15 protein-coding genes, 2 tRNA genes and 1 other RNA gene are annotated in these 23,410 nt (G+C 59.3%); 10 read left to right on the top strand and 8 right to left on the bottom strand.

What is annotated here, in order from left to right:
- Position 1: 1 nt before the first annotated feature.
- Genes LRM19_RS08275 through LRM19_RS08260 form a run of 4 tightly spaced genes read left to right on the top strand, consistent with a single transcriptional unit; the run spans position 2 to position 8,766 of the window.
- A complete protein-coding gene (locus LRM19_RS08275) occupies positions 2–790 on the top strand; it encodes an ABC transporter ATP-binding protein (protein WP_033145769.1) in 789 nt (262 codons plus the stop codon).
- A 13-nt stretch (positions 791–803) separates the two neighbouring features.
- Positions 804–4,790 (top strand): nitrite reductase large subunit NirB, encoded by a 3,987-nt coding sequence (nirB, locus tag LRM19_RS08270; protein ID WP_271368183.1) that lies wholly within the window; start codon positions 804–806, stop codon positions 4,788–4,790.
- Positions 4,787–7,312, top strand: coding sequence for a nitrate reductase (locus tag LRM19_RS08265; RefSeq protein ID WP_271368182.1), 2,526 nt, complete (start codon positions 4,787–4,789; stop codon positions 7,310–7,312). The genes nirB and LRM19_RS08265 overlap by 4 nt, the downstream gene beginning before the upstream one ends.
- Positions 7,313–7,359: 47 nt before the next feature.
- Positions 7,360–8,766 (top strand): YchO/YchP family invasin, encoded by a 1,407-nt coding sequence (locus LRM19_RS08260; protein WP_271368181.1) that lies wholly within the window; start codon positions 7,360–7,362, stop codon positions 8,764–8,766.
- A 3-nt stretch (positions 8,767–8,769) separates the two neighbouring features.
- Here the strand turns inward: LRM19_RS08260 and narL are convergent, their stop codons facing one another.
- Together narL and narX are read right to left on the bottom strand one after the other, a co-directional pair.
- The gene (gene narL, locus LRM19_RS08255; protein ID WP_008499531.1) at positions 8,770–9,420 is read right to left on the bottom strand and encodes a two-component system response regulator NarL; all 651 of its coding nucleotides are present in this window, start codon (positions 9,418–9,420) and stop codon (positions 8,770–8,772) included.
- On the bottom strand, positions 9,413–11,209 hold the full coding sequence (gene narX / locus LRM19_RS08250; protein ID WP_271368180.1) for a nitrate/nitrite two-component system sensor histidine kinase NarX: 1,797 nt from the start codon (positions 11,207–11,209) through the stop codon (positions 9,413–9,415). The genes narL and narX overlap by 8 nt, the downstream gene beginning before the upstream one ends.
- A 309-nt stretch (positions 11,210–11,518) precedes the next feature.
- Here narX and LRM19_RS08245 point away from each other — a divergent pair, with 309 nt between their 5' ends.
- The 5 genes from LRM19_RS08245 to narI all read left to right on the top strand — a co-directional run bounded on the left by LRM19_RS08245 (position 11,519) and on the right by narI (position 19,957).
- Positions 11,519–12,916 (top strand): NarK family nitrate/nitrite MFS transporter, encoded by a 1,398-nt coding sequence (locus tag LRM19_RS08245; protein ID WP_271368179.1) that lies wholly within the window; start codon positions 11,519–11,521, stop codon positions 12,914–12,916.
- 381 nt (positions 12,917–13,297) lie between these two features.
- Positions 13,298–17,041 (top strand): nitrate reductase subunit alpha, encoded by a 3,744-nt coding sequence (locus LRM19_RS08240; protein WP_271368178.1) that lies wholly within the window; start codon positions 13,298–13,300, stop codon positions 17,039–17,041.
- Complete coding sequence (narH, locus tag LRM19_RS08235; RefSeq protein WP_271368177.1) at positions 17,038–18,573, top strand: nitrate reductase subunit beta; 1,536 nt, start codon at positions 17,038–17,040, stop codon at positions 18,571–18,573. Before LRM19_RS08240 ends, narH begins: the two co-directional genes overlap by 4 nt.
- Positions 18,570–19,280: a nitrate reductase molybdenum cofactor assembly chaperone gene (gene narJ / locus LRM19_RS08230; protein WP_271368176.1), complete on the top strand. Its 711-nt coding sequence runs from the start codon at positions 18,570–18,572 to the stop codon at positions 19,278–19,280. Before narH ends, narJ begins: the two co-directional genes overlap by 4 nt.
- Positions 19,280–19,957, top strand: a complete 678-nt coding sequence (gene narI, locus LRM19_RS08225; protein WP_271368174.1) for a respiratory nitrate reductase subunit gamma — start codon at positions 19,280–19,282, stop codon at positions 19,955–19,957. The genes narJ and narI overlap by 1 nt, the downstream gene beginning before the upstream one ends.
- On the opposite strand, the gene LRM19_RS08220 is transcribed toward narI, so the two are convergent.
- On the bottom strand, positions 19,954–20,850 hold the full coding sequence (locus tag LRM19_RS08220) for a DMT family transporter (RefSeq protein WP_271368235.1): 897 nt from the start codon (positions 20,848–20,850) through the stop codon (positions 19,954–19,956). The two genes, narI and LRM19_RS08220, sit on opposite strands and share 4 nt — an antisense overlap.
- 107 nt (positions 20,851–20,957) lie before the next feature.
- Between LRM19_RS08220 and LRM19_RS08215 the strand changes: the two genes are divergently transcribed.
- Positions 20,958–21,401, top strand: a complete 444-nt coding sequence (locus LRM19_RS08215) for an Lrp/AsnC family transcriptional regulator (RefSeq protein ID WP_271368173.1) — start codon at positions 20,958–20,960, stop codon at positions 21,399–21,401.
- A 100-nt stretch (positions 21,402–21,501) separates the two neighbouring features.
- On the opposite strand, the gene LRM19_RS08210 is transcribed toward LRM19_RS08215, so the two are convergent.
- The 5 genes from LRM19_RS08210 to LRM19_RS08190 all read right to left on the bottom strand — a co-directional run bounded on the left by LRM19_RS08210 (position 21,502) and on the right by LRM19_RS08190 (position 23,388).
- Positions 21,502–21,632, bottom strand: a non-coding RNA gene (locus LRM19_RS08210) — RtT sRNA.
- A gap of 44 nt (positions 21,633–21,676) precedes the next feature.
- Positions 21,677–21,761 (bottom strand) — tRNA-Tyr (locus tag LRM19_RS08205).
- A 35-nt stretch (positions 21,762–21,796) separates the two neighbouring features.
- Positions 21,797–21,881: transfer RNA gene (locus LRM19_RS08200), tRNA-Tyr, on the bottom strand.
- A 159-nt stretch (positions 21,882–22,040) separates the two neighbouring features.
- Positions 22,041–22,883, bottom strand: coding sequence for a formyltetrahydrofolate deformylase (gene purU, locus LRM19_RS08195; RefSeq protein WP_023312104.1), 843 nt, complete (start codon positions 22,881–22,883; stop codon positions 22,041–22,043).
- Positions 22,884–22,929: 46 nt separating this feature from the next.
- The gene (locus tag LRM19_RS08190) at positions 22,930–23,388 is read right to left on the bottom strand and encodes a YchJ family protein (RefSeq protein ID WP_111965930.1); all 459 of its coding nucleotides are present in this window, start codon (positions 23,386–23,388) and stop codon (positions 22,930–22,932) included.
- Positions 23,389–23,410: the final 22 nt, after the last annotated feature.

Below are 23,410 nucleotides of genomic sequence, written 5' to 3'. Positions count from 1 at the left end.
CATGAAACCATTAATTCAGGTCCAGGCCGTGAGCCAGCGTTTTTCCACCGCCAGCGGCGAGTTTCTGGCGCTGCAGAACGTCTCTTTTGATATCCACGAGGGCGAAACCGTGAGCCTGATTGGGCACTCCGGCTGCGGCAAATCGACGCTGCTGAACCTCATCGCCGGTATTACCCTGCCGACGGAAGGCGGGCTGATTTGTGACAACCGCGAAATCGCCGGGCCGGGGCCGGAGCGCGCGGTGGTGTTCCAGAACCACTCGCTGCTGCCGTGGCTCACCTGCTTCGACAACGTGGCCCTGGCGGTAGATCACGTGTTTCGCCACAGCATGAGCAAGGCGGAGCGCAGGGAGTGGATTGAACACAATCTCGACCGCGTGCAGATGGGGCACGCCCTGCACAAGCGCCCGGGGGAGATCTCCGGCGGCATGAAGCAGCGCGTCGGGATTGCCCGCGCGCTGGCGATGAAGCCGAAAGTCCTGCTGATGGATGAACCCTTCGGCGCGCTGGATGCGCTGACGCGCGCCCATCTGCAGGACTCGGTGATGCAGATCCAGCAGGCGCTGAACACCACCATCGTGCTCATTACCCACGACGTGGACGAGGCGGTGCTGCTCTCCGATCGCGTGCTGATGATGACCAACGGCCCTGCGGCGACCGTCGGGGAGATCCTGCGCGTCGATCTGCCGCGCCCGCGCAACCGGGTGCAGCTGGCGGACGACAGCCGCTATCACCACATGCGCCAGCAGATCCTTCATTTCCTCTATGAAAAGCAGCCAAAAGCGGCGTAGCGAGGGGGCTTTGATGCGACTGGTCATTATCGGAAATGGCATGGCGGCCACGCGGCTGATTGCCTCGCTCACCGGGGGTGCTGCCGGTCGTTTCGCTATCACCGTCATCGGTGACGAGCCGGAACATGCCTATAACCGCATCCAGCTTTCGCCGGTGCTGGGCGGTGAAAAGCAGGCTGCAGACATCTGTCTTCAGGATGACGACTGGTACCAGGCGCGCGGCGTGACGGTGCTGCGGGGCGAAAAGGCGATCGCCGTAAACGTGGACACGCGGGAAGTGCAAACCGCCGCCCGCACGCTGGACTGGGATGCGCTGGTATTTGCCACCGGATCAACGCCCTTTATTCCGCCAATCCCCGGCTGCGATGCGCCGCATGTGTTCACTTTCCGTACCCTGGAAGATACCCGGGCCATTCAGGCGATCGTCGGTCCGGCGGTGGTGCTGGGCGGCGGCGTGCTCGGGGTTGAGGCGGCGGCAGCGCTGGCGCGTTCAGGTGACGAGGTCACGCTTGTTCATCGCGGTCCGTGGCTGATGGAGCAGCAGCTGGATCGGCAGGCGGGAATGCTGCTGGAAGAGGCGCTGGCGGCGCGGGGCGTGCGCTGTGAGCTCGTCTCTGGCATCGCAGCGGTGAACGGAAATAGCGTGACGCTGATAAACGGACGCAGTATCGCCGCCGCGCGCGTGGTGCTGGCGACGGGCGTGCAGCCCAGCGTCGCGCTGGCGCAGGCCAGCGGCATACGCTGCGCGCGCGGCATCGTGGTGGATCACAAGATGCAAACCTCCGAGCCGGACGTCTACGCCATTGGCGAGTGCTGCGAAATCGACGGCCAGACGTTTGGCCTGGTCGCCCCCTGTCTGGCGCAGGCGGATATTCTTGCCGCGCGGCTGGCCGGGGACGTCACCGCGCCGTTTGTCCTGACTGACAGCGGCGTACGCCTCAAGGTGACCGGCGTGGAGCTGTTCAGCCTCGGTCGCGCGGCAGAGCAGGAGGGCGACGTGGTCTGGAGCGCATGGGATCCGCTGACCCGTTACTATCGTCGTTTACTGATCCATCAGGGGGCGCTGGCTGGCGTGCTGCTGATGGGGGACTGCCGCAGCGCGGCGACATTTACCGATTTACTGGCAACGGCTGCGCCCGCCCACGCGGACTGGCTGTTCGATCGTTTCACTACGCAACCGCAGGTTGCAGGACACAATGCTATGACAAAACCTACTCTGGTGGTGGTTGGGCACGGTATGGTCGGCCATCATTTCCTCGAAGACTGCGTTAACCGCAATCTGCATCAGCAGTATCAGATCGTTGTCTTTGGCGAGGAGCGCTATGCCGCCTATGACCGCGTGCATCTGTCGGAATATTTTGGCGGCCGCAGCGCGGCGTCGCTTTCGCTGGTGGAGGGGGATTTCTTTGCCGACAACGGCATTGAGCTTCGCCTGTCGCAGCAGGTCGTCGCTATCGATCGCGACGCGCGCGTGGTGCGTACCGCCAGCGGGCACGAAACCCACTGGGACAAGCTGGTGCTGGCGACCGGATCATACCCGTTCGTGCCGCCCGTGCCGGGCAACGATTTGCCGGGCTGTTTTGTCTACCGCACCCTTGACGACCTGGACAACATTGCGGCGCACGCGGCGGGCTCGCGCCGCGGCGTGGTGATTGGCGGCGGCCTGCTCGGGCTGGAGGCGGCGAATGCCCTGAAGCAGCTCGGGCTGGAAACCCACGTGGTGGAATTTGCGCCTAACCTGATGGCGGTCCAGCTCGACAACGACGGCGCGATGATGCTGCGCAAGAAAATTGAGGCGCTGGGCGTCGGCGTTCACACCAGTAAAGCGACAACGGAGATCGCCACGGCGGACGGCGGGCTGGTGCTGCGCTTTGCCGATGGCGAACAGCTGGAAACGGACATGGTGGTCTTTTCTGCCGGCATTCGTCCCCAGGACGCGCTGGCGCGCAGCTGCGGGCTGGCTATCGGCGAACGCGGCGGGATCTGCATTGACGACGGTTGCCAGACCTCCGATCCAGACGTGCTGGCCATCGGTGAATGCGCGCTGTGGGAAGGGAAAATCTTCGGTCTGGTCGCGCCCGGCTATCAGATGGCGCGGGTGGCCGCCGCCGCGCTGGCGGGTGAGGATAAAACCTTCGCCGGCGCGGATATGAGCACTAAGCTCAAGCTGCTCGGCGTGGACGTCGCCTCGTTCGGCGACGCTCACGGGCGCACGCCGGGGGCGCAGAGCTATCAGTGGACGCACGGTCCGCAGCAAATCTACAAGAAAATCGTGGTCAGCCACGACGGCAAAACGCTGCTCGGTGGCGTGCTGGTGGGTGACGCCAGCGAATACGCCACGCTGGTGCAGATGATGCTTAACGGGATAGCCCTGCCAAAAGAGCCGGAAACGCTGATTTTACCCGCGTCGTCAGGCAGCGCGCCGAAAGCGCTCGGCGTGGCGGCGCTGCCGGAAAGCGCGCAAATCTGTTCGTGTCATAACGTCAGCAAAGGCGATATCTGCCGGGCGGTGAGCTCGGGCGCGACGGATATCGGCGCCGTTAAGCAGTGCACCAAAGCGGCGACCGGCTGCGGGGGATGTAGCGCGCTGGTGAAGCAGGTGATGGAGTTCCAGCTGGCGGAGCAGGGCGTGGAGGTGAAAAAGGACATCTGCGAGCACTTCCCGTACTCGCGCCAGGAGATTTACCACCTCGTGCGCGTCAACCATATTCGCACCTTTGACCAGCTTATCAGCCGCTACGGACAGGGACACGGATGCGAAATTTGTAAGCCGCTGGTGGGGTCGGTGCTTGCCTCGTGCTGGAACGAGTATCTGCTGAAACCGGCACACCTGCCGCTGCAGGACACCAACGACCGCTACTTCGCCAATATCCAGAAGGACGGTACCTACTCCATCGTGCCGCGCATGCCGGCGGGAGAAGTGACCGCCGACGGGCTGATCGCCATCGGGCAGATTGCGAAACGCTACAGCCTGTACAGCAAAATTACCGGCGGACAGCGTATCGACCTTTTCGGCGCCACTCTGGAACAGCTGCCGGCGATCTGGCAGGCGCTGGTGGAGGCCGGGTTTGAAACCGGGCACGCTTACGGGAAATCCCTGCGCACGGTGAAATCCTGCGTCGGTTCAACCTGGTGCCGCTACGGGGTGCAGGACTCCACCGGCCTCGCGGTCAGGCTTGAGCACCGCTACAAGGGGCTGCGTGCGCCGCACAAAATCAAAATGGCGGTCTCCGGCTGCACCCGCGAGTGCGCGGAGGCGCAGAGCAAAGATGTGGGGGTCATTGCTACCGATAAAGGCTGGAACCTCTATCTGTGCGGCAACGGCGGGATGAAGCCGCGCCATGCGGATCTCTTTGCCAGCGATCTGGATGACGAAACGTTAATCCGCACCGTCGACCGCTTCCTGATGTTCTACATCCGCACGGCGGATCGCCTGCAGCGCACCAGCACCTGGATGGATAACCTGGAAGGCGGTCTCGACTACCTGCGGGAGGTGATCCTCAACGACAGCCTGGGTATCGCCCACGAGCTGGAGCAGGAGATGGCCCGGGTGGTGGAAACCTATCAGTGCGAATGGCAAACCACGCTTAACGATCCCAACCGGCTGGCGCTGTTCCGCACGACGGTGAACGACACCGCGCCGGATGAAAGCAAGCGCTGGCAGGAAATTTGCGGCATCGACGATATCCCCGAGCAGGCGGGCATCGGCGCGCGGCTTGGACGTAAGCCGATTGCGCTCTTCCGTTTTGGCAAAACCGTTTACGCCCTCGACGATCGGGAACCGGGCGGTAATGCGAACGTGCTTTCACGCGGCATTCTTGGCGATGCTGCGGGCGAGCCGGTGGTGATTTCACCGCTGTATAAGCAGCGCATTCGCCTGCGCGACGGCTGTCAGGTAGAGAACGGCGAACCCGCGGTGCGCGCCTGGCCGGTGAAAATTGAAAACGGCAAGGTATGGGTTGGCAGCGACACCCTGGTAATGCGTGCGGAGGCTTCATGACGGAAACCCGGACAACGTGCCCCTACTGCGGGGTCGGCTGCGGCGTAGTTGCCAGCGTGGAAGGTGAAGCGGTCAGCGTTCGGGGAGATGAAACCCATCCTGCGAACCTGGGGCGCCTGTGCGTGAAAGGATCGGCCCTGGCGGAAACGACGGGATTACAGGGGCGATTGCTGCGCCCCGTTGTTGACGGACTTGAGGTGGACTGGGCGCAGGCGCTGAACGCGACAGGGGAGCGTCTGCGGGAGATTATCGACACATGGGGACCGCAGGCGGTGGCGTTTTACGCCTCGGGACAATTGCTTACCGAGGACTACTACGCCGCCAACAAGCTGATGAAAGGGTTTATCGGTGCGGCAAACATCGATACCAACTCCCGGCTCTGCATGTCTTCGGCGGTGGTGGGCTACAAGCGCGCCTTCGGCGAAGACGTGGTGCCGTGCAGCTACGAGGACGTCGAAAACAGCGATCTGGTGGTGCTGGTGGGTTCAAACGCGGCCTGGACGCATCCGGTGCTCTATCAGCGGCTGGTGCAGGCGAAGCGCAACAACCCGCAGATGAAGGTGGTGGTAATCGATCCGCGCAGAACCGCCACCTGTGATATTGCTGACCTGCATCTGGCGCTCGCCCCCGGCAGCGACGCCGGTCTGTTTGTAGGATTGCTCAATCTGATTCAGGGGACCGAGGCGTGGCCGATTGCCCGCGTGGCGGCGTTTTGCGATCTTCCGTCAGAAGACATTGGTACCTTTTACGACTGGTTTATCACCGCGCCTCGCGCAATTACGCTCTACACCATGGGTATCAACCAGTCCGCCAGCGGCAGCGACAAGTGTAACGCTATTATTAACGTTCATCTTGCCAGCGGGAAGTTCAACCGTCCGGGCTGCGGCCCGTTTTCGCTGACCGGACAGCCAAACGCGATGGGAGGAAGGGAGGTGGGCGGACTGGCGAACCAGCTGGCGGCACACATGAACTTTGAGCCGGACGATCTTTCGCGGGTGGCGCGTTTCTGGGGAACGGAACGGCTGGCGCAGACGCCGGGCCTGATGGCGGTGGAGCTGTTTGACGCCATTGCCCGCGGCGAGGTGAAGGCGGTGTGGATCATGGGCACCAACCCTGCCGTGTCGCTGCCGGACAGCCACGCGGTGTGTCAGGCGCTGGCGAGCTGCCCGCTGGTGATGGTCTCTGAAGTGATGAACGATACCGACACCAGCCGGTTCGCCCATATCCGTTTTCCGGCTTTGGGCTGGGGAGAAAAGGACGGGACGGTGACCAATTCCGAGCGGCGCATTTCACGCCAGCGCGCGTTTCTGCCTGCGCCGGGCGAGGCGAAGCCGGACTGGTGGATCGTCGCGCAGATGGCGAAGCGGCTGGGCTACGGCGAGGCCTTTGCCTGGCAACATCCGCACGAGATTTTTTGCGAACATGCGGCGCTGACGGCCTTTGAAAATGACGGCGCGCGTGCGTTAAACCTTCATGACCTGGCTGCGCTAACCCGTGAGGAGTGGGAGCAGCTTGAGCCTTATCAGTGGCCGACAGGGGATTTCCCGCGCCGAAACATTGTTCCCGTTAACCCTCTGTCGCACGGTGCGACGGTCAGCGCGTTGTACCCGCTGATTCTTAACTCGGGGCGCATCCGCGATCAGTGGCATACCATGACCCGAACGGGATACGTAGCCAGACTGATGCAGCATATCGCCGAACCGTTTGTTGAGGTTTGCCCCGCAGACGCCGTTCGGCTTTCCCTGTGCGACGGCCAGCTGGCGCGAATTAGCTCGCCGCGCGGCGTGATGGTCGTCAGAGTACGAATCAATGACGGGATACGGGAAGGCGAGGCGTTTGCCCCGATGCACTGGAACGCTGAGTTTGCCCGCCAGGGAAAGGTGAATGCGCTGGTGGAAGGGCGCTGCGATCCGGTTTCGGGCCAGCCGGAGAGTAAACAAACTGCGGTCAGAATTCTGCCGTGGCAGCCTGCCTGGCAGGGGGAATTCTATGCCAGGGAATGGCCGGAAATGCCTTCTTCGGTTTACTGGTGGCGCAAAGCCTCACGTCTGAAGGTGGCGTGCGATAAACCTTTGCTGTCGTGGGTAATGGAATACGCCGGCGTCCGGGGCTGGCAGCTGCAGGTTGCCCAAACCGGCGAACGCAGCAGCGTGCTGGCCTGGCATGAAGGCCAGCTGATGCTGGGCTTCTGGGAGGGCACCGCGTTACCGGCGCTGGCGCATACGGTGATTGAAGCCGCTTTTCAATCACCACCCGTGCTGGCCTCAGAACGTCACGCCTTGCTGAACGGACAGAGCGTCGGGAATGAAGCGGATCCGGGACGCATCATCTGCAGCTGTTTCAGCGTCGGGGAGAATGCGATACGGGAGGCGATCGTCGGAGGGTGTGATTCCGTCAACGCGCTGGGGGCGAAGCTGCGCTGTGGTACGAACTGTGGTTCCTGCGTGCCGGAGCTGAAAGGGCTGTTTCAGGATAATCCTGAAATGTCCGCCAGGACTGCATTTCAGGGCTTATCGCGTTAACATAATAAGAGTTTATTCATAAACACAGGTTCTTATTGACGACGTTGATGGCTGTATCGTCCCGCATTCGTTTGCTGTTTTTACTCCCCCTTCTTACGGTCGGAGCCGTTCACGGTGCGCCGAATTCCTTTATCCAGCAGGCACAAAATCCCTTTGATAACGACGGGGATAACCTGCCCGACCTCGGCATGGCGGCGCCAACCGGCGAGGGGGAGAAGCATCTGGCCGAAATGGCGAAAGCCTTTGGTGAAGCCAGCATGACCGACAATGGACTGACGACCGGCGAGCAGGCGCGTCAGTTCGCGTTTGGCCAGGTGCGCGACGCGGTAAGCGGCGAAGTGAACCAGCAGATTGAGTCCTGGCTTTCGCCCTGGGGGAACGCCAGCGTGAACTTACTGGTGGATAACGATGGCAAATTTAACGGCAGCAGCGGGAGCTGGTTTATCCCCTGGAACGATAACAGCCGTTACCTGAGCTGGAGCCAGCTTGGCCTGACCCAGCAGACGGATGGCCTGGTCAGTAACGCCGGTATAGGCCAGCGCTGGGTCGCCGGGAAATGGCTGCTGGGTTACAACACCTTTTACGATAACCTGCTGGATGAAAACCTGCAGCGTGCCGGGCTGGGCGCGGAAGCGTGGGGGGAAAATCTGCGCCTGTCAGCCAACTATTATCAGCCCTTTGCCGGCTGGCGCGATCGCTCTGACGTCCAGGAGCAGCGCATGGCGCGCGGCTATGACGTCACCGCTAAAGCCTGGCTGCCGTGGTTCCATCACCTGAACACCAGCGTCAGCTTCGAGCAATACTTTGGCGATAACGTCGATCTCTTCAACAGCGGAACCGGCTACCACAATCCGGTAGCGGTGAATCTGGGGCTTAACTACACCCCCGTTCCGCTGGTCACGTTGACTGCCGGGCATAAGCAGGGTGAAAGCGGCGCGAGCCAGAATAACCTCGGGCTGAAGCTCAACTATCGCTTTGGCGTGCCGCTGGTGAAACAGCTTTCCGCCGGTGAAGTCGCCGCCACGCGATCCCTGCGCGGAAGCCGCTACGACTCGCCGGAGCGCAATAGCCTGCTGGTGATGGAGTTCCGTCAGCGCAAAACGCTGTCCGTGTGGCTGGCAACGCCTCCGTGGGATCTGAAAGGGGGCGAGACCGTCATGCTGAAGCTCCAGGTCCGCAGCACGCACGGCATTCGTCATATCCACTGGCAGGGGGATACGCAGGCATTGAGCCTGACGTCACCGGCGAAAAGCAACAGCACAGACGGCTGGAGCGTGATTATGCCTGCCTGGGATGACAGCGAAGGGGCGACAAACCGCTGGCACCTGTCGGCGGTGGTGGAAGATGAGAAAGGCCAGCGCGTCTCGTCCAATGAGATCGCGCTTGCTGTGGTGCAGCCGCTGGTCGCATTGCCTGACGACGATCCGCGCTGGAAGCTGCTGCCGGATGAGTAGCCCTTAAAAAATGCGTTCCTGATGCACCCACACCGCGGCTTCGACGCGGGATTTAAGCTTCATTTTCTTCAGCATATGCTTCACGTGCACTTTGACCGTACTTTCCGTGATGTCCAGGCGCCGGGCGATCATTTTGTTCGGCAGCCCCTGGGCAATGAGCTTGAGAATGTCGCGCTCGCGCGGCGTTAGCTGGCTGACGTCGCGGTCAGAGGTGGCGCGGTTGGCGCGCAGGCTGGCGGCCAGCACCGGCGTTAAGGCTTCGCTGAGAACCATCTCGCCTGCCGCAGCCTGCTGCAGCGCCTTAAGCAAGTCTTCCGGCTCCATGTCTTTGAGCAGATAACCATCCGCCCCGCGCTTCAGCGCCGTGACCACATCCTCTTCATGGTTCGAGACGCTAAAGACGACGATGCGCCCGGAAAGCGATTTTTCCCGCAGCTTGTCGAGGGTCTCCAGACCGTTCATGCCCGGCATATTCAGATCGAGCAGGATCAGATCGGGATCGAGGGATTCGGCAAGCTCAATGCCCTGTTCGCCGTTGCTGGCTTCGCCAACCACCGTGATATCGGGCGCCATGCTGACCAGCTGTTTCACGCCAGTACGCAGCATCGGATGGTCGTCGATCAACAGGATGGATGCCGGTTCCTGATTAGTCATGGGTTTCTCCTTGAGCAGTTGTAAGCGGTTTCTCGGGAATAAAGGTGACGACAACTTCCGTGCCGCCCGTCTCTCTCCGGCGAACCTGGCAATCACCGCGCAGGCTTTGGGCGCGGTCTCGCATAATAATTAAACCATAGTGGTTAGTGCGTTCGGCATTTTCCGGCACGCCGCGGCCGTTGTCGTGAACCGTAAGCTTCACCTGGTTGTTGTGCTGGCTGACGGTGACCGTTACCGCCGTCGCGCCGGAGTGCTTGAGCACGTTGCTCAGCGCTTCACGGGCGATCTGCAGTAAATGTATGGCCTGATGGGAGGGGACAAACCGCGGCGGCAGCTGGTAGTCAAGCTTCACCGGGAACCCCAGCCGGGCGCTAAATTCGTGACAGCTGGCTTCCAGCGCCGGGCGCAGGCCCGGCTCGGTCAGCTGCAGGCGGAAGGTGGTCAGCAGCTCGCGAAGCTGTACCCAGGAGGTGTTCAGCTCGTTGCGGATCTGGCTAAGCAGCTGCTTATTGCTTTCCGGCATCTCTGCATCCTGCATCTGCAGGCAGCTCACCTGCATTTTCATACAGGAGAGCGACTGGGCGATAGAGTCGTGAAGCTCGCGGGCGATGGTTGCGCGCTCCTCCATGACGATAAGCTGCTGCTGCTTTTCCTGATGTCTGTCGAGCGCCAGCGTGGCCGTTAGCTGTTCGACCAGCGTATCGACCAGCTGCTGCTGGTCGTGGCTCAGGTGACGCCCGGCTGGCAGCGTTGCCAGCAGAATACCGTACTGAGTGTGGCTGTCGGTCAGGCGCCACTTCAGGGTGGTGCCGCCGGACGTCAGCGGCGGCAGGCCACGAGGGCAAAGATGGCAGCCTTTGTCATCGCACGACATATCCGACTGGCAGGTAAATTCCTGATGGTTATCTTCGTCTTCCACGTCGTAGACGCGCAGCTCAAGGTCGTGCAGCAGGGTCAGATTTTGCAGGCCGTTCAGCACCGGAGAGAGGCGCTCGCATAGCGGCACCTGCATGTGCAGACGGCGGTTGGCTTGCCACAGGAAGGAGAGGATCTCGTTTTTCTGCTCCAGTCCCGCCGTTTTTTCCTGAACGCGCTGTTCCAGTACCGCGTAGCTCTCGGAGAGCTCTGCCGACATGGTGTTGAGCGCCTGGCCAAGCATGGCCATCTCGTTGCGCCCGCTGATGTGCGTGCGCTGGGTAAAATCGCGTGCGGTCACCGCGCGGGCCATCGCCAGCAGCTGTTTCCACGGGTTCAGCAGCCGCGCGCGGAGCCAGACGATGGTGAAGATCAGCAGCAGCCCCATAAACAGCGCCATTGCGCGGTGCACCATCACCACCCGGTCGATGCGTAATTCGGTCGTCTGGTCAAAAGCGGAGACCAGCGCATCAATACGTGAGACGAACCCCGCAACGTCCTGCGCAACGGTTTCCGTGCTGCGAGCCTGTTTCAGCCCGGGCTGCAGCTGGGTGTGCCAGTAACCCTGAAGGGCGTTAAGCTGGGACTCCTGACCGGCGCGGATGGCGGCGTTTTCCAGCTCGGGGCTGAAGACCGTGCGCTCCATTTCATCAATCAGAGGCCGATCGTCCTGCGTCAGGGGGACCGACGCCAGCAGGCGATAACTCTGCATGCGTAGCGAGCCTGCCTCGTTGATGGCATGCGCATTACCCTGTACTCCCTGTACCAGCCAGCCGGAGATCGCCATGCCGGTCACGCCGATGGCGGTGGACAGCAAAACAATCAGGGCTAGCTGATTTACGAGCGTCAGCGGAGATAAACATCTTTTTAACATAGAGGTGGCGTGCTCCTGACGTGGCCTGCTTGCAGGAATGGCGCTATTCTGGTGCATACCCTGGAGTATACCCATACCAATAAAGGATTACCCCTAAATTGCCAACGGAGTAGGGGGAAGGAGGTGGGAGTAGCCAGGAACCGTCAGTGCCGTGAAAAACCACGTCTTTTTTACCGAATTAGCCTACTCATTAAGGGTGAGACCTTATTTTGCGCCGCAAATCCTCCCACTTTTCCTTTGATTTATATCAACTTACCGCCGTCCTAAAACCCTAATGTTTGCAGCATCATTCGAGAATCAGAGGTGTCTATGAGTCACTCATCCGCTCCCGAAAGGGAAAATGGTGCCGTTATTACAGACTGGCGTCCAGAGGATCCGGCGTTCTGGCAACAGCGCGGCCATCGTGTAGCAAGCCGGAATCTTTGGATTTCCGTGCCGTGTTTGTTATTGGCGTTTTGCGTATGGATGTTGTTTAGCGCGGTGGCGGTAAACCTGCCGAAAGTGGGTTTTACGTTTACGACCGATCAGCTGTTTATGCTGACCGCGCTGCCGTCGCTGTCAGGCGCGCTGCTGCGTGTGCCTTACGCGTTTATGGTGCCGGTCTTTGGCGGCCGTCGCTGGACGGCATTCAGTACGGGCATCATGATCGTCCCCTGCGTCTGGCTCGGCTTCGCGGTGCAGGATACCTCTACGCCGTTCAGCGTATTCGTGACTATCTCCCTGCTGTGCGGTTTTGCGGGTGCGAACTTCGCCTCCAGCATGGCAAACATCAGCTTCTTCTTCCCGAAAGCGAAGCAGGGCGGCGCGCTGGGTATTAACGGCGGTCTGGGCAATATGGGCGTGAGCGTGATGCAGCTGATTGCCCCGCTGGCGATCTCTGTTTCTATTTTTGCGGCCTTTGGCGGCGGTGGCGTTGAGCAGGCGGATGGTTCTTCCCTCTATCTGCAGAACGCCGCCTGGATCTGGGTACCTTTCCTGGTGGTCTTCACCCTCGCAGCCTGGTTCTTTATGAACGACCTGTCCGCGTCGAAGGCGTCGCTGAGCGAACAGCTGCCGGTGCTGAAGCGTGGACACCTCTGGGTGATGGCGCTGCTGTATCTGGCCACCTTCGGTTCGTTTATCGGCTTCTCTGCGGGCTTCGCGATGCTGTCGAAAACGCAGTTCCCGGACGTGCAGATCCTGCAATTCGCCTTCTTCGGCCCATTTATTGGCGCCCTTGCTCGCTCGCTGGGCGGCATGGTCTCTGACCGTCTGGGCGGTACCCGCGTGACGCTGGTTAACTTCATCGTGATGGCGGTGTTCTGCGCGCTGCTGTTCCTCACGCTGCCGGCCGACGGGCAGGGCGGTAACTTCATCGCCTTCTTCGGCGTGTTTATGGTGCTGTTCCTGACGGCGGGGCTGGGGAGTGCGTCCACCTTCCAGATGATCTCCGTGATCTTCCGTAAGCTGACGATGGATCGCGTGAAAGCGCAGGGCGGGAGCGAAGAGCAGGCAATGCGCGAAGCGGCGACGGATACGGCTGCGGCGCTGGGCTTTATCTCAGCCATCGGCGCGATTGGCGGCTTCTTTATCCCGAAAGCGTTCGGTATCTCTCTGGATCTGACCGGCTCTCCGGCTGGCGCCATGAAAGTTTTCCTCGTCTTCTATATCGCCTGCGTTGTGATTACGTGGCTGGTATATGGCCGAAATACCAAGAAAAATAAGTAAGTGTGATTATCCGTTTACGCGGCCTTCGGGCCGCGTTTTTTTTTGCCTGAATAATAGTTACAACATACTTATGGCTTTTACGGCGGACGCCTGCGGTGACACTGCGATCGCCATCGCTTTGCAGGTGGGTCTACCCCTTAATACCTGAGATGTTAAATTTCGACTGGCTTTTTGTACGATGAAATAAAATTAACGTTATTTTTCATATTGATATGGATTTTTTGAAGATACCGCTTTGGTGGTATTCGGTGTAACCCCTCGCCTGAGAGTCCATCCTCGTCTTGATCGTTATCAATTATCCCCCTCTTTCAGGGCGTTACCTTCGCTGCAAATCAGCAATGTCGATTTAGAGAGCCACAGGCTCCATACAGGAGATACCCGATGAGCAAATTTTTGGACCGGTTTCGCTACTTCAAACAGAAGGGTGAAACTTTTGCCGATGGGCACGGCCAGGTTCTGGATACCAACCGGGACTGGGAAGACGGTTACCGTCAGCGCTGGCAGCATGACAAAGTCGTCCGTTCGACCCACGGCGTGAACTGTACTGGCTCATGCAGCTGGAAGATTTTCGTTAAAAATGGTCTGGTGACCTGGGAAATGCAGCAGACCGACTACCCGCGCACCCGCCCGGATATGCCAAACCATGAACCGCGTGGCTGCCCGCGTGGCGCCAGCTACTCCTGGTATCTCTACAGCGCTAACCGTCTGAAATATCCGCTGATGCGCAAGCGTCTGATGAAAATGTGGCGTGAAGCGAAAGCGCAGCACAGCGATCCGGTTGATGCCTGGGCCTCCATCATTGAAGACGCGGATAAAGCGAAAAGCTTCAAGCAGGCTCGCGGCCGCGGCGGCTTTGTGCGTTCCTCATGGAAAGAAGTGAACGAGCTGATTGCCGCCTCCAACGTCTACACCGTGAAAACCTACGGTCCTGACCGCGTGGCGGGCTTCTCGCCGATCCCGGCGATGTCGATGGTCTCTTACGCTTCCGGCGCGCGCTATCTGTCACTTATCGGCGGTACCTGCCTGAGCTTCTACGACTGGTACTGCGACCTGCCGCCGGCGTCTCCGCAGACCTGGGGCGAACAGACCGACGTGCCGGAGTCCGCCGACTGGTACAACTCCAGCTACATCATCGCCTGGGGCTCTAACGTGCCGCAGACGCGCACGCCGGATGCGCACTTCTTTACCGAAGTCCGTTACAAAGGCACCAAAACCGTGGCGGTCACCCCTGACTACGCGGAAATCGCCAAGCTGTGCGATCTGTGGCTGGCACCGAAACAGGGTACCGATGCCGCGATGGCGATGGCGATGGGCCACGTCATGCTGCGCGAATTCCATCTTGATAAGCCAAGCCAGTACTTCACCGACTACGTCCGCCGCTACACCGACATGCCAATGCTGGTCATGCTGGAAGAGCGTGACGGCTACTATGCCGCAGGACGTACGCTGCGCGCCGCCGATCTGGTGGACGCGCTGGGTCAGGAAAATAACCCTGAGTGGAAAACCGTTGCCTATAACAGCAACGGCGAGCTGGTGGCGCCAAACGGCTCTATCGGCTTCCGCTGGGGCGAGAAGGGCAAGTGGAACCTTGAGCAACGTAACGGCACCACCGGCGAAGAGACTGAGCTGCGCCTCAGCATGCTGGGTAGCCAGGACGAGATCGCCGAGGTCGGGTTCCCGTACTTCGGCGGCGAAGGTTCCGAGCACTTCAAAAAGGTTGAACTGAAAAACGTACTGATGCACAAGCTGCCGGTGAAACGCCTGCAGCTTGCCGACGGCTCTACCGCGCTGGTCACCACCGTCTATGACCTGACCATGGCGAACTACGGTCTGGAACGCGGCCTGGGCGATGAAAACTGCGCAACCGGCTATGACGACGTGAAGGCCTACACCCCGGCCTGGGCGGAACAGATTACCGGAGTTCCTCGCGCGCACATTACCCGTATCGCACGCGAGTTCGCAGAAAACGCGGACAAAACGCACGGCCGTTCGATGATCATCGTCGGTGCCGGTCTGAACCACTGGTATCACCTCGATATGAACTACCGTGGACTGATCAACATGCTGATCTTCTGCGGCTGCGTCGGTCAGAGCGGCGGCGGCTGGGCGCACTACGTTGGCCAGGAGAAACTGCGTCCGCAGACCGGCTGGCAGCCTCTGGCGTTTGCCCTCGACTGGCAGCGTCCTGCACGCCACATGAACAGCACCTCTTACTTCTATAACCACTCCAGCCAGTGGCGCTACGAGACGGTCACCGCGCAGGAGCTGCTCTCGCCGATGGCGGATAAATCCCGCTACAGCGGCCACCTTATTGACTTCAACGTGCGCGCCGAGCGCATGGGCTGGCTGCCGTCGGCACCGCAGCTGGGCACTAACCCGCTGCGCATTGCACAAGAGGCGAAGCAGGCGGGTATGTCACCGGTGGATTACACCGTGCAATCGCTGAAGGATGGCTCAATCCGCTTCGCGGCGGAACAGCCGGAAAACGGTAAAAACCACCCGCGCAACCTGTTCATCTGGCGCTCCAACCTGCTGGGCTCGTCCGGTAAAGGCCACGAGTACATGCTGAAGTATCTGCTCGGTACTGAAAACGGTATCCAGGGGAAAGATCTCGGCAAGCAGGGCGGCGTGAAGCCGGAAGAGGTGGAGTGGAAAGACAACGGTCTCGACGGCAAGCTGGATCTGGTGGTGACCCTCGACTTCCGTCTGTCCAGCACCTGCCTGTACTCCGACATCGTGCTGCCAACCGCGACCTGGTACGAAAAAGACGACATGAATACCTCGGATATGCATCCGTTTATTCATCCGCTGTCTGCCGCCGTTGACCCGGCGTGGGAATCGAAAAGCGACTGGGATATCTACAAAGACATCGCGAAGAAATTCTCCGAAGTCTGCGTAGGTCACCTGGGCAAAGAGACCGACGTGGTGACGCTGCCAATCCAGCACGACTCTGCCGCCGAACTGGCGCAGCCGCTGGACGTGAAGGACTGGAAAAAAGGCGAATGCGACCTGATCCCGGGCGTGACCGCACCGCACATTATTCCGGTTGAACGCGACTACCCGGCAACTTACGAGCGCTTTACCTCTATCGGCCCGCTGATGGAGAAAATCGGTAACGGCGGGAAAGGGATCGCCTGGAACACCCAGAGCGAAATGGACCTGCTGCGCAAGCTCAACTACACCAAAGCGGACGGTCCGGCGAAAGGCCAGCCAATGCTGAATACGGCAATTGATGCGGCGGAGATGATCCTGACCCTGGCACCGGAAACCAACGGCCACGTTGCCGTGAAGGCCTGGGCGGCACTGAGCGAGTTCACCGGTCGCGACCATACGCATCTGGCGACGAATAAAGAGGAAGAGAAAATCCGCTTCCGCGATATTCAGGCCCAGCCGCGCAAGATTATCTCCAGCCCGACCTGGTCAGGCCTGGAAGATGAGCACGTGTCCTATAACGCGGGTTATACCAACGTTCACGAGCTGATCCCATGGCGCACCCTGTCAGGCCGTCAGTCGCTGTATCAGGATCACCAGTGGATGCGCGACTTCGGTGAAAGCCTGCTGGTTTACCGCCCGCCAATCGACACCCGCTCCGTGAAAGCGGTGATGGGCGCGAAATCGAACGGTAACCCTGAGAAGGCGCTGAACTTCCTGACGCCGCATCAGAAGTGGGGTATCCACTCCACCTACAGCGACAACCTGCTGATGCTGACCCTGTCGCGCGGCGGTCCGATTGTCTGGATGAGCGAAACGGACGCCAAAGACCTGGGTATTGAAGATAACGACTGGATCGAAGTGTTCAACAGCAACGGTGCCCTGACGGCGCGTGCGGTGGTGAGCCAGCGCGTACCGGCCGGGATGACCATGATGTACCACGCGCAGGAACGTATCGTTAACCTGCCGGGGTCAGAAATTACCGAGCAGCGCGGCGGGATCCACAACTCCGTGACCCGCATTACGCCTAAGCCGACCCACATGATCGGTGGTTATGCACAGCTGGCCTACGGCTTTAACTACTACGGCACCGTAGGATCGAACCGCGATGAGTTCGTGGTGGTACGTAAGATGAAGAACATTAACTGGTTAGACGGCGAAGGTAATGACCAGGTACAGGAGAGCGTAAAATGAAAATTCGTTCACAAGTCGGCATGGTGCTGAATCTGGATAAATGCATCGGCTGCCATACCTGCTCGGTCACCTGTAAAAACGTCTGGACCAGCCGCGAAGGTATGGAATACGCCTGGTTCAACAACGTGGAAAGCAAGCCGGGCACCGGCTTCCCGACCGACTGGGAAAACCAAGAGAAGTGGAAGGGCGGCTGGATCCGTAAAATCAACGGCAAGCTGCAGCCGCGCATGGGCAACCGCGCTTGGCTTCTGGGAAAAATCTTCGCCAACCCGCACCTGCCGGGCATCGACGATTACTACGAGCCGTTTGATTACGACTACCAGAACCTGCACAACGCGCCGGAAAGCAAACACCAGCCGATTGCCCGTCCTCGCTCGCTGATCACCGGTCAGCGCATGGACAAGATCACCAGCGGTCCAAACTGGGAAGAGATTCTGGGCGGCGAGTTCGAGAAACGCGCCAAAGACCAGAACTTCGAGAATATGCAGAAGGCGATGTACGGCCAGTTCGAAAACACCTTCATGATGTATCTGCCGCGCCTGTGCGAGCACTGCCTCAACCCGGCGTGCGTGGCGACCTGCCCGAGCGGCGCGATCTACAAGCGTGAAGAAGACGGTATCGTGCTGATCGACCAGGACAAGTGCCGCGGCTGGCGTATGTGCATAACCGGTTGCCCGTACAAAAAGATCTACTTCAACTGGAAGAGCGGCAAGTCAGAGAAGTGCATCTTCTGCTACCCGCGTATTGAAGCTGGGATGCCAACCGTCTGTTCCGAAAGCTGCGTAGGCCGTATTCGCTACCTCGGCGTGCTGCTGTACAACGCGGACGCGATTGAAAACGCCGCGAGCACCGAGAACGAGAAAGATCTGTATCAGCGTCAGCTGGACGTGTTCCTCGATCCGAACGATCCGAAGGTCATTGAGCAGGCCCTGAAGGACGGCATTCCGCAGAGCGTGATTGACGCCGCGCAGCAGTCTCCGGTGTACAAAATGGCGATGGACTGGAAGCTGGCCCTGCCGCTGCATCCGGAATACCGCACCCTGCCGATGGTCTGGTACGTGCCGCCGCTGTCGCCGATTCAGTCTGCGGCTGACGCGGGCGAACTGGGCAGTAACGGCATTCTGCCGGACGTGGAAAGCCTGCGTATCCCGGTTCAGTACCTGGCTAACCTGCTGACCGCAGGCGATGCCCAGCCGGTACTGCTGGCGCTGAAGCGTATGCTGGCGATGCGCCACTTCAAGCGTGCCGAAACCGTGGATGGCGTAACCGATACCCGCGCGCTGGAAGAGGTCGGCCTGACCGAAGCGCAGGCGCAGGAGATGTACCGCTATCTGGCGATTGCCAACTACGAAGACCGTTTCGTGGTGCCGAGCAGCCACCGAGAGCTGGCCCGCGAAGCCTTCCCGGAAAAAAATGGCTGTGGCTTTACATTTGGCGACGGTTGCCACGGGTCAGACAGTAAATTCAACCTGTTCAACAGCCGCCGCATCGACGCCATGGATGTGACCAGTAAAACGGAGCCGCACTCATGATTGAACTTGTCATTGTTTCGCGTCTGCTCGAGTACCCGGATGCTGCGCTTGCGCAGCATCAGCAGGAGCTTTTTGACGCGCTCGCGTCATCTGAAAACCTGGATAAAGACGATGCCCAGCGGCTTGGCGTTTTCCTCCGCGATCTGCTGGCGCGCGACCTTCTGGATGCCCAGGCGGACTACAGCCAGCTGTTTGATCGGGGGCGCGCAACCTCGTTGCTGCTGTTTGAACACGTTCACGGTGAATCCCGCGACCGCGGTCAGGCGATGGTGGACCTGATGGCCCAGTACGAACAGCACGGCCTGCAGCTCGACAGCCGCGAGCTGCCGGACCATCTGCCGCTCTATCTGGAGTATCTGGCGCAGCTGCCGAAAGAGGAGGCGCTGGGTGGTCTGCAGGACATCGCGCCGATCCTGGCGCTGCTCGGCGCGCGCCTTCAGCAGCGCGAGAGCCGCTATGAGGTGCTGTTCGATCTGCTGGTGAAGCTGGCCAACGCCTCGGTCGACAGCGAAAAAGTGGCGGAGAAAATCGCGGATGAAGCCCGGGACGATACTCCACAAGCGCTGGATGCGGTCTGGGAAGAAGAGCAGGTGAAATTCTTTGCTGACCAGAACTGCGGCGAGTCTGAAATCTCTGCCCACCAGCGTCGTTTTGCCGGCGCGGTTGCCCCGCAATATTTGAATATCTCTAACGGAGGACGGCACTAATGCACTTCCTGAATATGTTCTTCTTTGACATTTACCCGTATATCGCGGGCACCGTGTTCCTGGTGGGAAGCTGGCTGCGCTACGACTACGGCCAGTACACCTGGCGTGCGGCCTCCAGCCAGATGCTGGATCGTAAAGGGATGCATGTGGGCTCTAACCTGTTCCACATCGGTATTCTGGGCATTTTTGCCGGTCACTTCCTGGGGATGCTGACGCCGCACTGGATGTATGAAGCGTGGCTACCGATTGAGGTGAAGCAGAAGATGGCGATGATCGCCGGCGGTGCCTGCGGGGTGATGACCTTAGTCGGTGGCCTGCTGCTGCTGAAACGTCGCCTGTTCAGCCCGCGCGTGCGTGCGACCACGACCGCAGCGGATATTCTGATCCTCTCCCTGCTGATGGTGCAGTGTGCGCTGGGCCTGCTGACCATTCCGTTCTCGGCACAGCATATGGACGGCAGCGAAATGATGAAGCTGGTCGGCTGGGCGCAGTCCGTGGTGACCTTCCACAGCGGAGCATCTGAGCACCTGGACGGCGTGGCGTTTATCTTCCGCGTTCACCTGGTGCTGGGGATGACGCTGTTTGTGCTGTTCCCGTTCTCCCGCCTGGTCCACATCTGGAGCGCGCCGGTAGAGTACCTGACGCGCAAATACCAGATTGTGCGCGCCCGTCGCTAATTCGCCGTTTTGATACCAACCCCGCACTCGCGGGGTTTTTTTTCGCCCCAGCCCAGGTTGTTGCCTGCGGCAGCAAACAGGATCAGCGCGCCGCCCGCCAGCTGCGTCAGGTTAAGCGCGTGTCCGAACACCCGATTATCGACAACGATCGCCACCACCGGATAGATAAACGACAGGGAGCCGGTTATGGGCGTCGGCAGCTTCTGAATTGCGCTGTAGAGCAGCTGGTACATAATGCCGGTATGGACGATGCCCAGCGTCAGCAGGGTAGGCCAGGGAAAATCACCGGTAAATGACGGCATGCTGGCAAACGGCAAAAGCATCACGACGCCCGTCAGCACCTGGATAAAGGCAATATGCTGCGGCGCGATTGTTTTCAGCTTGCGCGCAATGATTGCCGTCAGCGCGTAGAAGAAGGCCGCGGCCATTGCCAGGCCGATTCCGGCGAGCCATTCACTGCCATGCGCGCCGGTCAGCTCGCTGGAGAGCAAGATCACCACGCCGCCAAAGGCGAGGAACAACCAGCCCCATTTCACCAGGCTGACGCGCTCGCCTAAAAACATCCCCATCAGGACCAGCATAAACGGCTGGGTGTTATAGACCACGGTCGAAAGACCAATCGAGACCCGTTCATAGGCCGCGAAGAGCAGCAGCCAGTTCACCACGAGCGCTACGCCGCCGAGCATAGCCAGCATCAGCGAGGTGCGTGTGAGGGGGCTAAAGGGCTTTTGACTCACCCGGATAAAAATAAAAAGCGCCATTGCCCCGATAAGACAGCGCCAGAACACTACTTCCGTCACCGGCAGGCCGCTGAGCAAAACAAACGCACCGATAGAGCCGGAAATTAACATCGCCAGGCTCATTTGCCAGACGCCTTTATGTAAATCACGCATCATCCACCTCCTGAGTAATGACGTTATTGTCGAAAATCGCTGTCGGGTTTTACAGGGTTGAGATAAGGTGAAATGCAGCAATGGCTTATTAAAATTAGGTGAAAGCGATGGATTACCTTATCGATGATATCGACCGGCAAATTTTAGCCTGCCTGGTTGAGGACGCGCGCATGTCGTTGAAGGTGCTCAGCGGCCGCATCGGTCTGACGTCTCCCAGCACGGCAGAACGTCTTAAAAGGCTGGAAGAGCGCGGTGTGATTGAGGGTTATGGTGCACGGGTGAACCTGGCGGCGCTGGGGTATACGCTGCAGGCGCTGGTGCGCGTGCGGCCTTTGCCGGGGTTGTTGCATAAGGTGGATAAGTATATTCAGGCGATGCCGGAGTGTATTGAGAGCGACAAGGTGACCGGGGAGGACTGCTTTGTTATCAGGCTGGTGGTGCGGTCAATCGAACAGCTTGATGCGCTGCTGGATGGGCTGGCGGAACATGCCCAGTGTAATACGTCGATTGTGAAAAGTTCACCGGTCAGGCGTCGTTTGCCGCCGATGTAGCCCTCTGTTGCCGGGTGGCGGCTGCGCCTTACCCGGCCTACAGAGGCGGATTCGGTTGAGTGTTTGGTTTTAATATGACTTGGGATGTTGCTGGAAGTGATGGTGGTGGGGGAAGGATTACTCGGCGCGTTGCGCCTCGCCCTTCGGGTCGTTGCCTGCGGCAACGCTTTCTCGCTGCGCTCGAATCGAACCTTAGTCGAAGCTTCTCATCCTTCCCCTTGCGGAAATACATGATGCACGGTGCGAGCAGAATGTTACGTGTCGTTTGAAAGTGATGGTGGTGGGGGAAGGATTCGAACCTTCGAAGTCGATGACGGCAGATTTACAGTCTGCTCCCTTTGGCCGCTCGGGAACCCCACCAGGGGTAATTCAAATTTTGAGGTCGTGCTGAGAGATGGTGGTGGGGGAAGGATTCGAACCTTCGAAGTCGATGACGGCAGATTTACAGTCTGCTCCCTTTGGCCGCTCGGGAACCCCACCACGGGGTAATGCTTTTTTTACTGGCCTGCTTCCTGCTGGAAGCGGGGCGCATCATATCAAATGAGACGCCCCTGTAAAGCATTCCTTTAGGGAAATGAAGCTGTTTGCCTGCTTTTTATTCGTAAAGGCGCAAAGCTAATCAATTCATTTTCCGAAAGATTAAAGAATGATGGTTCTGTTGCCGTAAACGAAGACACGCTGGGCCAGCACCTGATACAGCGCGCGGCTTAACACATTCTTCTCAACGTCACGCCCTGCACGCATCATGTCCTCAGCGGTGTAAGTGTGATCCACATGAATCACGTCCTGCATGATGATGGGACCTTCGTCCAGGTTGTCATTCACGTAGTGGGCTGTCGCGCCAATAATCTTAACGCCACGCTCGTACGCCTGGTGGTATGGACGCGCACCAATAAAGGCCGGCAGGAACGAGTGGTGAATGTTGATGATCTTGTTCGGGAAACGCGCCACGAAAGATGGCGTTAACACGCGCATGTATTTCGCCAGCACCACGTAGTCCGGGTTATGCGCTTCAATGGCCTGGGCCATCAAATCGTCGTGTTCTTCACGCGTATGGCCTTCGTGGCTGACCAGCTCGAACGGAATATCAAAGCGTTCGACCAGCGTGCGCAGCGTCTCGTGGTTGCCAATAACGGCAGCAATTTCGACGTCCAGACCGCCGTAGTTTGCTTTCATCAGCAGGTCGCCAAGACAGTGTGCTTCTTTGGTCACCAGGATCACGATGCGGCGTCGACCGGCTGGAGTCAGTTCGCGCACGGAACCCTCCGGAAGCGCGCTGTCCAGATCGGCCAGCAGAGTGGTGTCGTTGAAAATACCTTCCAGTTCGGTACGCATAAAGAAGCGGCCGGTACGGTGGTCAACGAACTCATTGTTCTGCACGATATTCAGTTCATGTTTATAGCAAATGTTGGTAATTCGTGCGATCAGCCCTTTTTGATCGGGACAGATGGTGCGCAGAACTTTACGTTGTAATGATTGCATCGCCGGGAAATCCTGTTTGTATTTGCGAAGTCTGGGTTGTCAGGCATTACTGCCCGCAACACTTTTTAAATTTTTTACCTGAACCACACGGGCAGGGATCGTTACGACCAAACTGTGGGCGCGTTCCGTCAATATAATACCACTGCCCGCTTTCCTTTAAGAACCGGGAACGTTCGATAATGGCCCCCGGTTTATTATTCTCGTTAAAACGGGCTACAAAGCTGACGTAACCTTCATCAACATGACTGCCAGTTGAGGATTCATAGACGGTGAGGCCAAGCCACTGCGTGTTCGCGAAGCCGGCTTCGATGTCCTTTCTGAATTCGGCAGCGTGGCAGGAGGGATGCCAGGTTTTAATCAGGTAGTCTGCGTCTTTGATCACAAAAGCGGTGTAACGTGAACGCATGAGGTGTGACGGGTCTGGTGCAACCTGATCGCCAGACAGATATCGCTGGCAACATAGGCTATACTCCAGAGCGCTACCACAAGGGCAGAGTTGAGACACGATTCTCTTCCTGGAACAAAAA

The sequence above is a fragment of the Enterobacter sp. PI-10 genome (genome assembly GCF_027947695.1).
Lineage (GTDB): Bacteria > Pseudomonadota > Gammaproteobacteria > Enterobacterales > Enterobacteriaceae > Enterobacter > Enterobacter vonholyi.
The sequence above is the reverse complement of the archived record's forward strand: the minus strand, read 5'-3'. Positions and strand labels throughout refer to the sequence as shown.